Genomic DNA, 15,443 nt, shown 5'->3' with positions numbered 1-15,443 from the left:
TCATCCGATTATTGAATGGCTATTTCGTCCTTGAATGACGTGCCCACCGTGGCGCTGGCGATTCAGCAAGCCGTGGCGCCGGTATTTTTGCTGACCGGCATCGGGTCTATTCTGGCCGTACTGACCAATAGGTTGGGGCGGGCGATCGACAGGATGCGCCGGCTCAACGAGATGGATAGCGGGTCTCTTGGCGAGACGGGCAAGCGGGAAGTCCGCAATTTGTCCAAGCGCACCCTCTGGATTCGCAGGGCTATTACGCTCTGCACGCTGTCGGCCTTATGCGTCTGCCTTTCGATCGCCTCGTTGTTCATCGCGGTGCAACTGGCCGTGGACTTGTCCGACGTGGTGGCGATGTTGTTCATCGCGGCGATGCTGAGCTTGATTTGCGGACTGGCCAGTTTTCTGCGCGAAATCGCGTTGGCGACACAATCGGTCGATAGTGCCAAATAACAAACTTATGCGTCAGTTTGCATGAGGCAGGTTGGTCAACGCCGGGAGAGCTATTTCGGCTCGAAGGTCATCAAATAACCGCAATGATCCGAAACTTGGCCATAGTCCCCGTCGGTGAACAACACTCTGGCCGATGTGACTCGCAAGTCGCTGTCTTTGTTCATGAAAATGTAATCGATACGGTAGTCGTCGGCCAGCATGTTGCCCCAGTGCGGATCGTTGACGCGAAAGATCTGTTCGAACAGGCCGTGATGATTGGCGGCCAGATATTGGTCCTCGTATCGGTTGCCATTGACGACTTGCTGGTACCCCAGCGATCCGGCCGCGATGTTGAAATCGCCGCACAGCAACGTCGTTTTTACCTCGTCGTTCAGTTGACTTTCAGCCCATTGGCACAAGCGCTCGAACTGTTGTTTGAAGCCATCTTCCCACCAGCTCAAATGGGCCGAGAACACATTGATGGCGCCCATATAAGGCACCTGAATTTGGCTCTTTGCGACTTTGCGCGAATGAATGCTGTATGGGTCCTGGTTTTCCGAAACATAGCGCGACTCTGTCTGTTCCAGCGGATAACGGCTCAGTATCGCCACGCCCTCGCGGTATTTGTCAAAACCCAGATGCGACCAGTCGGTATATAAATACATGGATTGGTTCAGGCGCTGATTGATGATGTTGGCAGCATTCGATGCCCAATCGCCATGGCCGTCGTTCCAATGTTCGGCGACTTCCTGAAGACAGACGACATCGACGGCTAGTTCGTCGATGGCTGTGGCGATTTGGGATAATTTGTAGTCTTGCCGCTCTTCCTGATAGCAATGCAAGTTCAGAATCATCACTTTCAGTGGGTCGCGGCTGATGCGATAGTTTTTTCCGAGATTGTTGTCCCACAGTTCTTGATAACGCGTTTTGCAGTAAACACTGTATTCCAGCGCGAATATATCGGCTGTTTTCAGGCGGACGCTCCAAATCTGCGCGCCTTCTTGTTTCTGCCGTTTTTCGCGGTGGCAGGGCGTTTCGTGGCTGTGTCTCCAGTTGTCGCTAGTCCAGCGTATGAAAACGCTGTCGGCATTGAGGGCGGGATTCAGGGCAACTTTGATTTGCACGAATTGTTGCCCTTCATCCAAACGATGTTTGAACGTCAGATTTTGCAGCAGTAAATCGCCAACCAGGGTCAAGCCGCTGCCGTGGCGGCTATGGTGGTTCCAGCCTTGATTGTTATCCCAGAGTTCGTCGGTATTGCAGCGCGCGCGCACGGCAAAACGAATGTCGCCGGGTAATTTTTTGTCCGATTTGGCGCTCAGCGTAACGCGCGCCTGCCAGAATTCGTGGCGGTCGCCGCGACGCCCCTGGTATTTGGCCGGTAAGGTGTGCCAGACCCCGTCATGTCCGGCCCAGATCACATCGACTTGCTTGTGGCAGTCGGTATTTTCGATGGACATCAAAAACTGTAATACCTGCTGGCTGCCGGTTTTCTTTCGATTTACGGTGTTTTCCACCGCCAGTAATTCAACGTTGGCCATTGCTACCCCTTGCGTTCGGGAACGCGGTAATCGCGAAAATCAATCTCCGGAAAAATATCGTCCATGACTTCCAGTGCGGTGAGATAACGCTCGTCAATACGATTTTTCCGGATGCAGTCGTGTAAATAATTAAAGCGTGCCAGATGATCGGTCACACGCTTTCTGGCGTATTCGGCGGTTGTGCCGGATTTCAGGATGAATGGCCAGTCCGACGCTTGCGCCAGCAGTAACGAACGCAAGGCCTGGTTCAGGGCCCGCTGTTGCAATTCGTTGATTTTCAAGCCTTGCAAATCCGCGACCAGTCTTTCCATTTCGTTGCCGGCTTTATGCAATAACGGATAAATCCAGGCATTGCTGTCGTTCAGCCAAAAATCGGAATAGCCCCGATCCCCCCAAGTCGAGGCCGATGGCGTCGCTTGTTGTTGTTCGGGATATTGCTGCAAGTAATCGCCACAGCTGACGGTTTCAATGCCGCTGGTTTGGCTGGCCAGACGTAGAACCTGCTCCAGCCATAACGGGCCCTCATGCCACCAATGGCCGAATAATTCCGCATCGTAAGGCGCCACGATGATGGGTGGTTGAGCCATTTCCGCCGACAGGCTCTGTATTTGCCGCTGGCGCCTGGCAATGAAGTCCGTGGCATGTGTCCCGGCTTTGGCCTGGGCCTTGGCGGGTATGTAAATCTCTTTTTCCCGACTCGGTTTTCCGGTGATGCGGTGGTATTTGATCCCGGTGTTGATGCGTGTGGTGCCATCGAGAATGTACGGGCCGATATAGTCCAAAGGCAAGTCGAAGCCGATATCACGGTAGTATTCTCGGTAATCCGGGTCGCCAGGATAGCCTTCTTTCGCGCTCCAGACCTGCCTTGAACAAGCCGGGTCCCGGCCGAAGGCCATCACGCCATTGCCACAGTCTAGCGGCGCATACACGCCATAACGTGGTAATTGGCTGGCATCCATCAGGCCGTGGCTATCGACGAAAAAATATTGAATGCCGTTGTCCTTAAGTATCGTTTCCAGCCCCGGATAGTAGGCGCACTCAGGCAACCAAAAACCTTCGGGGGAGAAGCCGAACCGCGCGCTGAAGGTATTCAGGCCCACTTTGATCTGATTTTGTACCGCTGTCTCGCTGACGTTCAGCAGCGGCAAAAAACCATGTGTCGCCGCCGTGGTGATCAATTCCAGGTCGCCGCTACGCTGATGCTGGGCCAAGGCTTCCAGCAGATCGCAACGATAACAGTCCCGATAGCAGTGCAGTGCTTCGGTGAAGTCGTTGTGGTAACGCCTGGCCAAATCATGAAATTCGGGCTGATCGACGGTACGATCTACTTCTTTTTCCGCCAGCTCCAGTAACCGGTTTAAATGCCGTAAATAACGCGTTTGCAGTAATTCGTCTTGCAGCATCGTGATAAGCGTGGGCGAGAGCGACAAGGTCAAGCGATAGCGGATTTGATCGTGTCGCAAGCGTTCCAGCATGGCGATCAGCGGGAGGTAGCATTCGGTGATGGCCTCGAACAGCCAGTTTTCCTCAAAAAAACTATCGTGCTCTGGATGGTGCACATAAGGAAGATGAGCGTGGAGAACGATGGCGAGGTAACCTTTGTTCATCGTAACATTATTTTCCTTGACCGAAGCCGGATTGTCCGCTGGATGACGCGGGGAGTGTGCCTTGCATTATAGACTCTGTAATCGCGTTGGGTAGCTCATGATACTCTTCCTGCGGTATCGAATGCGGGGCGGAGGCAATGTTCGAATAGGCCAATGGAATGAAAACCTTATCGCCAAGGCTTTCGCCCAGGGCGGCACGATAGCGAACCGGGGTGGACGTATCGGGTAGTGCGGGCAGGTAAATATCCTGTTGACCTGTGACTTGATTGATCGTCAGGTCGAACCATTGCGCCTGGTTTGCCGAAGGAGAAGTCTGGTTTGCTTCCGTGTCGGTCTGCGCTTCCGTCTTGGCTTCGGTATAAATTCTCAGCGTCATGGGCACCGGCTGTTCGAGGCGTTTCAAGGCCTGAGTCAGGCGGCGCTTGGCGATATGCCAATAGGCGTGCAGCTTTTCGGGGGATACGGCTAGCAGTACGAGTCGTGATTGCTGGCTTGCCCTGCTGGGCGCGTATTCACGGCTGATATGTCGGCTGATTTCCAGTAATTCCTGGGCGGAAAACGGTGCTTCGATCTTGGGCGCGGACCGGCTGGCGTAAAGGCGGGGAGAAAAGTCGCGGCTGATGCTCTGACTGATCATGCTCATTTCCTGCCGCGATAGTGTGATACGGTTAGGGAAATTGGCGGATGTCAGGGGCATTATGGATTGTTGGTTGGATTAGCCGATTTTTGCACAACCCTGAAAAAAGACGCGATCTTATATCGACGATACCGCGCAGGGATTTGCTTAAACTCTAACCGCTGTGGATTATTTGCGCAAGATTAAGGCTTATTTCCCTGTTTGCAGTAAAATTGCCGGTAACCAAACGCCTACGGCACCGCTCATGCAAAAAAAGTACACATTAAGATCTGGCAATCCATATCCGCATGGCATACATGTCAGCGACGAGGGGGTCAATTTTTCCATTTCCAGCCGGCATGCTACTTATGTCGAGTTGTTGCTGTTCGCGCGTGCCGATAGTCCGCAGCCCTTTCAAGTCATTCCGCTGCAAAAAGACAAAAATCACACGTTCTTTTCCTGGCATGTCTTCGTCGAACAATTGCCGCTGGGCACCTGGTATGGCTGGCGAATAGATGGGCCGTCGATGACCAGCGAGTCCGGCTTGCGCTTCGACCGGGAAAAACTGCTATTGGATCCTTGGGCCAGAGCCGTGAGCGACAAACTTTGGCAGCGCAGCGCGGCTTGCGTGCCGGGTAATAATGTTCATTGCGCGATGAGAGCCGCTGTGGTGACGGACAATCATTACGACTGGGAAGGGGATACGCCGCTGGCGATTCGTAGTGAAAAGGCCATCATCTATGAATTACATGTCGGCGGCTTTACTCGGCATCCATCGTCCAAGGTGAAGCATCCGGGAACTTTTGCCGGATTAATCGAGAAAATCCCGTATTTGCAGCAATTGGGCATTACCCATGTGGAATTGTTGCCGGTGATGGCGTTTGATGAGCAGGACGTGCCGCCGCATACCGCGGATTTGGGCTTGAAAAATTATTGGGGCTACAGCACGCATAGTTTTTTCAGCCCTCATCCCGGCTATTGCGTCACGCCGGAGCAGGCTACGCACATCCGGGAATTTCGCGATCTGGTCAAGGCGCTGCATAAAGCCGGCATAGGCGTGATCATGGATGTGGTATTCAATCACACCTCCGAGGCGGGTGCGGAAGGCCCGGTGATCAATTTCAAAGGGATACACGGCAACACCTTTTATCTGACCGACAGCGAAGATAAACGCATCTTTCACGATTACACCGGCTGCGGTAATACCGTCAACGCCAATCACCCCCTGGTCAGTCATTTCATTGTCAGCAGTTTGGAATACTGGGTTAGGGAAATGCATGTCGATGGTTTTCGTTTCGACCTGGCCAGCGCGCTGGCGCGCGGGGAGGGCGGGCGCGTCATGCAGGATCCGCCGGTGGTTTGGGGGATAGAGCTGTCGCAACAGCTGGCCAAAACCAAATTGATCGCCGAGGCCTGGGATGCATCGGGTTTGTATCAAGTGGGGAGTTTTCCCGGTTACCGCTGGGGGGAATGGAATGGTTTGTATCGAGATGCGATGCGCCGATTTTTACGCGGCGATGGCGGCGTGATCAACGAAGTGGCAACCCGCTTGTGTGGTAGTAGTGATTTATACGAACGCCAAGGCCGTCTGCCGATTAGCGGCATCAATTTCATTACCTGTCATGATGGCTTCACCTTAAACGACTTATTCAGCTATAACGAAAAACATAACGCGGCCAATGGAGAACAAAACCGTGACGGCTGCAATCACAACTTGAGCTATAACTGTGGCGTCGAAGGCCCAACCAATGATGCGGCCATATTGGCGCTGCGTCGCAAACAAGCCAAAAATGCTTTCGCGTTATTGCTGCTGAGTCATGGTGTGCCCATGCTGCTGGCCGGCGATGAGTTTTTGCACAGCCAGCAAGGCAACAACAACTGTTATTGTCAGGATAATGAACTAAGCTGGCTGAACTGGGCGGATAGCGAGCGAAATGCCGATGTGTTGCGTTTTGTGCAGACGATGATCAAGCTCAGGAAGCGGCATCCGTCGCTGATGCGGCGTAATTTTTTGACCGGGGCTATTCTGGAGGAGAGGGGAATTGCCGATATCACCTGGCATGGCTTGCAACCGGGCCAGCCGCCGGAGTGGGACAATCCGGGCAGTCGTATCTTGATATTCACCCTGGCCGGAGTGGGCAAGAACGATGCCGACTTGCATGTCATGCTGAACATGTCGGACGACAAACATAAACTGCACTTGCCTAGTATCGAGGAAAGAACCTGGTGTTTGGCCGTGGATACTTCGCTGAACTCACCGGATGACATCATTCCGCTCGAGTTGCAAAAGCCGCTGGAGCAGGACGTCTATTGGGTCGATGCGCGTTCCGTCGTGATATTCGAAAATATTGACCATCAACAATTACACATCAAAAAAAACCAAAGCTTTTTCAGCAAATTGGTGCATATGAAGTTGCTTGAGCGTCATGGATGATGCTTGCTTGCCTGTTGGTAGTGTCTTGTTCTTGAAGTAGTTTTTTGTTTATTGGGTGTGTCGGCCGAGAAGGCGAGGCAGCGGGCAGTCGTTTTTATTTCATGAAAATGAAATTGATTCTCATTGGTGTCAAATGTATCATGTAGCCATTTTTACATGGCTTTACATTTGATTTATTGGGATGAAATATGTTTGAACCTAAACGATTGGTAGCCGCGATGTCGCTAGTCTGGCTGTCGGCGGGAGCGGCGCGGGCCGAGGAATCGACTGTCGACATGAAGCAGGCGGACGGGAACAGGGTCGAGGCGGAAGCTTTGGATATGGTCAGCGTGGTTGGCAGCGCGGAAGATGCCAAGGATATGCCTGCATCCGCGACATACCTTGGCACCGAAGACATTCGCGACCAAAGTTACGGCGACGTCAACAGAATGTTGCGCAAGGCGCCGGGCGTGAATATTCGCGAGGAAGACGGTTTCGGCTTATTCCCGAATATCAGCTTTCGCGGTGTCGATACCACGCGTAGCGCCAAGATCACCGTGATGGAAGACGGTGTCATGGTCGCGCCGGCGCCTTACTCTGCGCCAGCGGCTTATTACAATCCGGCGGCCGGGCGCATGAGCGGCATAGAAGTGCTGAAAGGCGGCAGCCAGATCAAATACGGCCCGCACATCACCGGCGGTGTGATGAACTATTTGTCGACCCCGATTCCGTTGGAAGGCAAGGCCTATCTGAAATCGATTTACGGCAGTTACGGCGAATTCCGTACCCAGGGCTTTGTCGGCGATACCCTGGATACCGCGCACGGCAAGGTGGGATATCTGGTCGAGGGTTTTTATCGCGGTTCGGACGGTTTCAAAAGCATCGATACCACGCCCGATTTCAAAGACAGCGACCAAACAGGGTTCCAGCAGGTCGAGCCCATGGTGCGCTTGTCCTGGGAGCCAAATACGGCGATGTATCAGAAATTGGAGGTCAAATTCGGTTATTCCAGCATGGACGCCGACGAAACCTATCTGGGCTTGAGCGAAGCCGATTTTCGTAACGATCCCTATAGACGCTATTCGTCGACCCGGTTCGACAATATCGACAGTGAACAATTCGGCGGCTTTGCCCGTTATTTCGTTTCGCCGACCGATAATCTGGATATCGTCACTACGGCGTATTACAAAGAGTTCGATAGAAATTGGAGTAAATTGCAGGACATCAGCATAAATGGTGTGAATCGGGATTTGGCGCGCTCCCTGGCCGGCGATTATGGTGGCACGGGGTTGGCGTGTTTGAAAGGCGATTTGACTTGCCGCTTACGGGTTAGGGATAACAACCGCAGTTATTATGCGGGCGGGGTGGAAACCGCCGCGACTTACCGCTTCGATTCAGGCGAGGTACACCATGAATTGAACGGTGGCATGCGCTATCACGAAGACCGGGAAGCGCGTTTTCAGCACGATACCCGTTACACCCAAAACAACCAAGGTGTCATTACCAATGTGGTCGAGGGTGCTCCAGGTAGTCAGGATGACCGCTATGGTCTGACCAACGCCTATGCTTTTTACCTGAAAGACCGCATGGAATGGGGCAAATGGGGATTCACGCCGGGTATTCGCTATGAGCATTTGAATCAAGAGTATGTGAATAATCTCAATCCAAACACCAACGGCAGAAGCTCGCTGGATATGTATGCCGGCGGCGGTAGCCTGGATTACCGTTTCAACGATGATGTAATGGTATTTGCCAGTGCGCATCGCGGTTTTTCGCCGCCGAGTCCGCAAAACTCGGTCATTGACCAGTTGGGTGAAGAGACCAGCAATGCTTATGAATTGGGCACCAAATATACCCACGGCGCGTTCAGCGCGGAAGTGACGGGTTTTTATACCCAATTTGAAAATCTGCTGGTCGTGAACAATATCGGCGGTGCCGGTACGGGGCAGAGCGAAAATTTCGGCAAAGTCGATACTCGCGGCGTAGAGGTGGCGATGAATTATGACGCCGGTGAGGATTTTGGCTGGGGCTTTAGCAATCCTTATTTCGTGTCGTTCACCTATACCGATACCGAGCAGTTGAACGATGCCACCTCAACCGATGCCGAATCGATTTTCAGTTATGGCAAAAAAGGCAACAAAGTGCCTTATATTCCAGAGTTTGCGTTGAGTTTCGGCACCGGTTTACATTTCCAGCAATGGGGTGTCGATGTGGCGGCCAACTATGTCAGTTCGAGCTTTACCAGTGCCAGCAACACCGAGCAGCAAGTCAACGGTGTGGGTGTGCCTGATTCACGTTTCGGCACCACCGACGAATACGCCATCATGGACGTATCGGCTTATTACAAGGTGGCCAAAGGCGTGAAAATCCTGGGCGGCGTGCAGAATGCCTCGAATGAAGAGTACATCGTATCCCGCCAGCCTTACGGTCCGCGCCCGGGCATGCCGTTATTCGCCTATGGCGGTTTCGAACTGGATTTCGATATCTAGGTCTCGTGACGAATCACCTGCCCTTGATGAGGGCGTAAAAGTTAAATCCTAACCTTCTCTCTCCAGGAGAAGGTTAGGATCAGGGCCTATAAAACAGAGGCTTGCTTTACGCCCCCTGTCCGGCGCCTCGGGCCCGGTCATCCTTTTTGCGCTTTTTCGCTTCGCCCTGTACCATGCCTCATCATTTGTTCTAATTGAGGGGTGATGCCATGAACAAACATCTACAAAAAGTCAGAGAATTTCATCAACGCTTCGGTATCGAGCAGCCCGAGTATCCAGAGACCGCGCATTTATCGGACATGGACATCGTCATGCGCCAAGCCTTGTTGATGGACTGCGGCAGCGAAACCTTCAAGGCCATCACTTCGGGCGATTTGGCCAAGATTCTGGCGGGCTTGGTCGATTTGGCCTACAACGCCTTGGCCGCGATCGCCTGCCGCGGTGACGACGTCATCGCTACTTCTGTAAATTGGCGTCAGGACGGTTCGGTATTGTCGGTGATGCGGGTTTTGGCCGACAAAATCAACAACTGCTCGTCGGGCGAAAGCATTCATTATTCGGCGCTGTACAATATTTGCGAGCAATTGACGCGCGGCTTCATCAACGCGGATTTCGACAAGGCATTCAACATGGTGCATGACAATTTGCTGCGCAGCAGCACCAGTAGCGGTAGTGCCGGTCATGATTATGCTCAACGCATCGCCAAGGAAACCTTGCCGGAAGCGCCGGATTTGAGCGACGCGCTCTACGAATAAACCTGAAAACGGCAGCAAGTCCACGAAAATCACGAAATACACGAAAGCAATCATTGCGTTATGAAGCTTATCGATTCACCTGTTCTGTGCTGCTCTCAGGTTTGATAACGGTATGAAACTTTTCGTGATTTTCGTGTGTTTCGCGGACAAAATGAGTTTTCTAGGATAAATCATGACCGCACAAAACTATACGCTCGGCTTCATCGGCATTGGATTGATGGGCAAGCCGATGACGCTTCGATTGCTACGGGCCGGATTTCAGGTCAACGTCTGGAACCGTAGTCCGGAAAAACTGACGGCGGTCGAGCAAGCGGGCGCGCGCGTTTGCAGCAGCATCGTCAATTTGGTGCAGACTTCCGACGTGATAGTGCTGTGTTTGGCCGATACTGCGGTGGTCGAGGGCATCGTCAACGGTTACGTGTTGCCGCACGGTCGTAAAGATCAGTTGGTGATCGATTTATCCAGCATCGCCCCGGATACTACCCGGCAATTGGCCGCCAAGCTTGAACAACGCTGTGGCATGCGCTGGGTCGATGCCCCCGTTTCCGGCGGCACCGCCGGCGCCGAGCAAGGCACGCTGGCGATCATGGCTGGCGGCGAAGTGGATGACATTGCGATCGCAAGGCAAGTTTTGCAGCCGCTGTATAGCCGTTTGACGCACATGGGGCCCGTCGGCAGCGGTCAGATCACCAAGATCTGCAATCAAATGATCGTCAGCTGTAATGTGCTGGTCATCGCTGAAATGATGGCTTTGGCCAAGCAAGCGGGCGTCGACGGCGCAAAAATTCCGGAAGCGCTGGCTGGCGGCTTTGCCGATTCCAAACCCTTGCAGATTGTTGGTCCGGAAATGGCGGCCAATCAATTCGAACCAATCAAATGGCGGGTCAAAACGCTGTTGAAGGATTTGAACATGGCGGCCGATCTGGCTAGAGGGCAGCATAGCGCCATACCGATGTCCGCCTTGGCCGCGCAGTTGATGCAATTGCACGGCAGCCAAGGCTTTCTCGATCAAGACCCTTCGACCTTGATCAAATTGTATAGGGAAGCTTGATGCTGCGTTTTAGCGCCAATCTGAGTCTATTGTTTACCGAGCTGCCGTTGCTGCAGCGTTTCGAGGCCGCGAAACAGCAAGGATTCGAAGCCGTGGAAATCCAATTTCCATACGAATTGCCGGCCGAGCAAATTCTGGAACAGCTGCAACGCCACGCTTTGAAACTGGTGTTGTTCAATGTCGATGCCGATACCTTGTTACAAGGTGGCGAAGGGCTGGCGGCAGTGCCGGAAAAGCGGGCGCAGTTTCGCGAGGCCGTGGCGATAGCGCTCGAGTACGCCAGGCTTTTACAGCCGGACGTGATCAACGTATTACCGGGGCGTTGCTTGGCGCCGCAACGATTGGAACAGTATCTGCAAACCTTGAGGGACAATTTGCGCCATGCGGCGGAGACTTTTGCCACCGCTGGCGTGACGACGGTATTTGAGGCGGTCAATAGCCACGATATGCCGGGTTTCATCGTGGACAGCAGCGCCAAAATGCTGTCCCTTCTGAACGAGGTTGGCCATCCGAAGCTAGGTCTGCAATACGACATTTATCATATGAGCCGGATGCGGGAAGATTGCGCCGCTTTTTTAACACAACATATCGACAAAATCGGCCACATCCAGTTTGCCGATTGCCCGGGGCGGGGCCAGCCCGGTACCGGCTCGGTCGACTTTGATACCTTGTTCGGCCTGATCGCCGGATCGCCTTATCGTGGCTGGATGGGGGCCGAGTACAAGCCGGCCGGCACGAGCTACGACAGTTTTGCCTGGATGAAAACTCATTAAGCCAATGCTTCGGCCGCGTTATAATGCGCACGCTTAAAACCACAGGTCGCTCTCATGTCCAAATTCAATCTCACCATTCATCATGCCAGCTTGATCGTGTCCGACACCGAGCAGTCCTTGCTGTTTTATCGGGATGTTCTGGGCATGCAACCTACCGAGCGGCCGAATTTGCCTTTTCCGGGGGCCTGGCTGCAAATCGGCGAGCAACAAATTCATCTGCTGGAACTGGACAATCCAGACCCTACCATCGGCCGTCCGGCCCATGGCGGCCGGGACAGGCACGTTGCGTTGCATTGCAGTTCGGTCGATGCTTTGCGGGAAGAGCTCGAGAAAGCCGGAATGTCCTACACGACCAGCGTGTCCGGGCGCAAGGCGTTATTCTGCCGAGACCGCGATGGCAACGCGCTGGAATTCATCGAGCGCCCGGCCTGAACATCATGCTGAAAGCAATGCTGTATGCCATATTGGGCATTTTTGCCCTGGGGATGCTGTTGTTCGTCGCCGGCTTTGCCGGGTGGCAACTGGGCATGATGGCGGTGGCGGGATTTGTCTATCCGGTAGCCGGCAAGGTCATTCTGCTGGCGTTCGCATCGATGCTGGTTGTGCTGATAGCCTTGTTGCTGCAGGCGATGGGGCGCGGTTTGTCGATTTATTTTCGCCGGGAAGCCGTGGCGATGAGGCGCGTGTCGATGTTGCAAATTCGGCAACAGGATGCCAGACAGCGCCTGTTTTTGGAAAAGCGCCAACTGCATTACCAGATGCATTTGAAAAGGCAGCGCTTGTTGGCGGCCAATGATAAAAAGCACCGCAGCCAGCTGTTTAAGGTCATCAGCACCGAATTGCAGCATCATGCGGCTCCAGGCAAGCGTAAAGCGCTGGAAAAAGATCTAAAACACCATCACCAACAATCCAATCCGCAAGCGATGCTGGCTTTGCGCGCGCAGTTGCCATGTCGGTCGTAAGTCGCTGGCTGAAAGAAGCATTGAATTTCTGGCGCAGCAAACGCGATGAAGATTTGCGCTGGCATTTGTCACGGCAGCAAGACGTCGCCGAATTGCATCGGGCCAGAGTGCTGGCGGAACAAGCCTTGCTGGCGCAATTGAAAAAGCAGTCGCAGCAGCTGGCGCACGAATTGGAACTCAACGAAGCCAGAAACCGCAATGAACTGGAGATGGTCAAGATTCAGTGCAAACAGGAGTTGAAGGATTACCAACAATATCTCGATTCGCTGGACAAGTTGAAACGTTCGCTGCAAACCAGCTACGCGCATTTACCGGAAGCTGTGGCCTTTACGATACACCATCATGCCAAGCAGCTGCTGAATCGCATGTGGGATGAACAGGACCCGCAGGAAAAGCTGAAGATCGAGATGCAGTTGATCCAGTTCATGACCGCCGTACACGAGGACAGCCTGTCTTCTCTTCAACGCGACGGCCAGGGGACCTTGCCGCAAAAGACGCTGGCCTTCATCGAGGGCGAGGTCTAAATCGGCTGAAAATAGCCTTCGATGGCTTTGATCAATTTTTTCTCCAGCGCAAACATCACCACGTGATCGCCTTCGGCAAAAACCGTGTCGTGATGGACGGGAATCACTTCGCCCTCGCGGATCAATGCACCCAATACCACGCCGTTGGGTAAATTGATCTGGTCGACGCGCAGTCCCACTACCGAAGGCGCATTTTTACTGCGGTGGGCAATCGCCTCTATGGCTTCGGCACTGCCGCCGCAGACCGAGCTTACGCCGACCACGTCGCCTCTTCTGACATGTTTCAAGATGCCGCCCAAGGTTTCCAGCTTGGGCTGTATGGCCAGATCGATCTCGGTGCCGTCCAATAATTTCAGATAGGAGTTGTTGTTGATCAGGCAAATGGCTTTTCTGGCACCCAGTTTTTTTGCAAGGCCCGCTGAAATCAGATTGATACCGTCGTTGTTGGTGATGGCGCAGAATAAATCCACGTCTTCGATCATTTCTTCCTGAAGCAAGGACTCGTCGGTGCAATCGCCATGCAGGATCATCGTATGGCGTAAGTCGTTGGCGATTTCCTTTGCCCGGACCGTATCCTGCTCGATAATCTTGACGTGGTAATTGTTTTCCAGTGCCAGCGCCAATCTTTTGCCGACATGGCCGCCGCCGGCCAGCATGATGGTTTTGATCGGTGCTTCCAGTTTGTGCAAATCCACCAGCGTCTTGCGGACCTTGTCGCGCGGACAGACGAAAAACACTTCGTCGCCAGTGGCGATCACGGCTTCGCCATTGACGGCGATGGCTTTGCCGTCGCGGAAAATGGCCGCTATTCGAATCATGCTGTCGGCCAGTTTTTCCTTGACCGCATGAATCCGCTTGCCGGTCAGGAAGCCCGAGGGTGCCACGCGTATCGAAAACAGGCGCACCAGGCCGTCGGCGAATTCGGATACATGCAGTGCGCCGGGATATTTGATCAGGTTGTGTATGGCTTCGGTCACGACCTGTTCCGGGCTGATGACGATGTCTATGCCGCCCGGCCTGAATAATTCAGGATGATTCAGGAAGTCGATGGCGCGTACCCGGGCGATAGTCTTGGGTTTTTCGTACAAGGTGTTGATGACTTGGCACGCCAGCATGTTGGTTTCGTCCCTGTCGGTGACCGCAATCACCATGTCGGCCGTGCTGACGCCGGCCTGCTCCAATACGCTGGGGTGGGCCGCGTTGCCTTCGATCGTGGCGATGTCCAATCGACCTTTCAGCGCCGATAGCAGATGCGGTTTTTTGTCTATGACGACAATATCGTTTTCTTCGCTGGCCAACGCGCCAGCAACGGAAGAACCGGTCACGCCGGCGCCAAGAATGACAATTTTCATGGAAAAATCAGCAAGATAGGTGAAAATGACTCGGAAGGCGAGGGGAGGGCTGCTCAGTCGATAGCGACGATTGCGCGAATTATACGCTTATCGATAAGGGTGTCCATGTTTAAACCGGGCCCGGTTCAACTTGCCGAATTGGCGGCGAATAACAGCTTGCATACGAGCCGGTTGACGATCGCGTTCGCCATGTAATGAGCATGGAATAGATCAGGGTGTAGGTGCGAATTCATTCGCGCTGTGCGGATAAATCCGAGCCGATCGCCGGAAGTTCATCCGCGCACTTGAGGACGTTATTTTATGCGCCCTCCCGCCTCGTCGAAGCAACTGGAAATGCGGGAACCTGCAAAATGGATTTCCTTTAGGCTTGCTTGCCGGCTGCCGCTGCAATCTACCGGTTTCCGAAATCGACTCCGGAATCGACGAAAACCCGGTGCATGGCGGCCGCGTCTTTAATCGGCAGGACTCTCGACCCGCAGGGTCACGGCGTAATCGCCCGCGGAAATCGATTCGCCGTCGATTCTGCTGGGGTTCAGGGCGATCAATATCACCCTGTGTCCTTTGACGGTCATCGCTTTGGGTTCATTGTCGGTATTCAAGACGATCGTTTGATGTTGATCGTAGGTGCCGAGTATCTCGAGTTGGACTTGAGCGTTGCCTTGGCTGGTACAAAGCGCGTTGGCAGGGCAGCGCGAGTCTTCCAGCACGGCCTTGAAGCGAATATAAAAATCCTCGCCCTCCACCTCGACGGTCTTGCCGATAGCCAGTGAAAAATCACGATCGATCATGCCGCTCTTGCCAAGATCCGCCGCCATGACGCCAAAAGCGATAAAGGCCAGCAAGACAAAGGGATATTTCAAGGATTGCATCATTTTGCCTCCAACATTTTTATGGCCTCAAAATATAAAGCGCGATGCTCGAAAGACTCATC

14 protein-coding genes are annotated in these 15,443 nt (G+C 53.5%); 9 read left to right on the top strand and 5 right to left on the bottom strand.

All coding sequences use genetic code 11. The features are described 5' to 3' along the window. The first annotated feature begins 15 nt into the window (after positions 1–15). Positions 16–450 carry a DUF2721 domain-containing protein gene (locus NM686_RS16715; RefSeq protein ID WP_255188988.1) on the top strand — a complete coding sequence of 145 codons (435 nt, stop codon included), beginning with the start codon at positions 16–18 and terminating at the stop codon, positions 448–450. A gap of 50 nt (positions 451–500) precedes the next feature. Here NM686_RS16715 and NM686_RS16710 read toward each other — a convergent pair whose 3' ends face one another. Genes NM686_RS16710 through NM686_RS16700 form a run of 3 tightly spaced genes read right to left on the bottom strand, consistent with a single transcriptional unit; the run spans position 501 to position 4,214 of the window. Then, entirely contained in the window at positions 501–1,970 is a 1,470-nt protein-coding gene (locus NM686_RS16710; RefSeq protein WP_255188987.1) for an endonuclease/exonuclease/phosphatase family protein, read from the bottom strand. Positions 1,971–1,972: 2 nt separating this feature from the next. Next, positions 1,973–3,577: a glycoside hydrolase family 57 protein gene (locus NM686_RS16705; protein ID WP_255188986.1), complete on the bottom strand. Its 1,605-nt coding sequence runs from the start codon at positions 3,575–3,577 to the stop codon at positions 1,973–1,975. Positions 3,578–3,584: 7 nt separating this feature from the next. Further along, positions 3,585–4,214 (bottom strand): DUF4912 domain-containing protein, encoded by a 630-nt coding sequence (locus NM686_RS16700; RefSeq protein WP_255188985.1) that lies wholly within the window; start codon positions 4,212–4,214, stop codon positions 3,585–3,587. Between the two features lie 244 nt (positions 4,215–4,458). On the opposite strand from NM686_RS16700, the gene glgX reads away from it, so the two are divergent. The 8 genes from glgX to NM686_RS16660 all read left to right on the top strand — a co-directional run bounded on the left by glgX (position 4,459) and on the right by NM686_RS16660 (position 13,160). After that, on the top strand, positions 4,459–6,627 hold the full coding sequence (gene glgX / locus NM686_RS16695) for a glycogen debranching protein GlgX (RefSeq protein WP_255188984.1): 2,169 nt from the start codon (positions 4,459–4,461) through the stop codon (positions 6,625–6,627). 188 nt (positions 6,628–6,815) lie between these two features. Further along, entirely contained in the window at positions 6,816–9,095 is a 2,280-nt protein-coding gene (locus tag NM686_RS16690; RefSeq protein WP_255188983.1) for a TonB-dependent receptor family protein, read from the top strand. Positions 9,096–9,304: 209 nt separating this feature from the next. Further along, on the top strand, positions 9,305–9,850 hold the full coding sequence (locus NM686_RS16685) for a nucleoside triphosphate pyrophosphohydrolase family protein (RefSeq protein ID WP_255188982.1): 546 nt from the start codon (positions 9,305–9,307) through the stop codon (positions 9,848–9,850). A 172-nt stretch (positions 9,851–10,022) separates the two neighbouring features. Then, positions 10,023–10,901: an NAD(P)-dependent oxidoreductase gene (locus tag NM686_RS16680; protein WP_255188981.1), complete on the top strand. Its 879-nt coding sequence runs from the start codon at positions 10,023–10,025 to the stop codon at positions 10,899–10,901. Beyond that, positions 10,901–11,674, top strand: coding sequence for a hydroxypyruvate isomerase family protein (locus NM686_RS16675; RefSeq protein ID WP_255188980.1), 774 nt, complete (start codon positions 10,901–10,903; stop codon positions 11,672–11,674). The genes NM686_RS16680 and NM686_RS16675 overlap by 1 nt, the downstream gene beginning before the upstream one ends. Before the next feature lie 54 nt (positions 11,675–11,728). Then, positions 11,729–12,106, top strand: coding sequence for a VOC family protein (locus NM686_RS16670; protein WP_255188979.1), 378 nt, complete (start codon positions 11,729–11,731; stop codon positions 12,104–12,106). 5 nt (positions 12,107–12,111) lie between these two features. Then, the gene (locus NM686_RS16665) at positions 12,112–12,636 is read left to right on the top strand and encodes an ABC-2 transporter permease (RefSeq protein ID WP_255188978.1); all 525 of its coding nucleotides are present in this window, start codon (positions 12,112–12,114) and stop codon (positions 12,634–12,636) included. After that, positions 12,624–13,160: a hypothetical protein gene (locus NM686_RS16660; protein ID WP_255188977.1), complete on the top strand. Its 537-nt coding sequence runs from the start codon at positions 12,624–12,626 to the stop codon at positions 13,158–13,160. The genes NM686_RS16665 and NM686_RS16660 overlap by 13 nt, the downstream gene beginning before the upstream one ends. Here NM686_RS16660 and trkA read toward each other — a convergent pair. Both trkA and NM686_RS16650 read right to left on the bottom strand, forming a co-directional pair. Next, positions 13,157–14,512: a Trk system potassium transporter TrkA gene (gene trkA, locus NM686_RS16655; protein ID WP_255188976.1), complete on the bottom strand. Its 1,356-nt coding sequence runs from the start codon at positions 14,510–14,512 to the stop codon at positions 13,157–13,159. The genes NM686_RS16660 and trkA overlap by 4 nt on opposite strands. Positions 14,513–14,964: 452 nt before the next feature. Beyond that, positions 14,965–15,384 carry a hypothetical protein gene (locus tag NM686_RS16650; protein WP_255188975.1) on the bottom strand — a complete coding sequence of 140 codons (420 nt, stop codon included), beginning with the start codon at positions 15,382–15,384 and terminating at the stop codon, positions 14,965–14,967. Positions 15,385–15,443: the final 59 nt, after the last annotated feature.

It is taken from the genome of Methylomonas rapida (genome assembly GCF_024360925.2).
Lineage (GTDB): Bacteria > Pseudomonadota > Gammaproteobacteria > Methylococcales > Methylomonadaceae > Methylomonas > Methylomonas rapida.
Note: the sequence above shows the minus strand (reverse complement) of the source record. Positions and strands in the feature narration are given on the sequence as shown.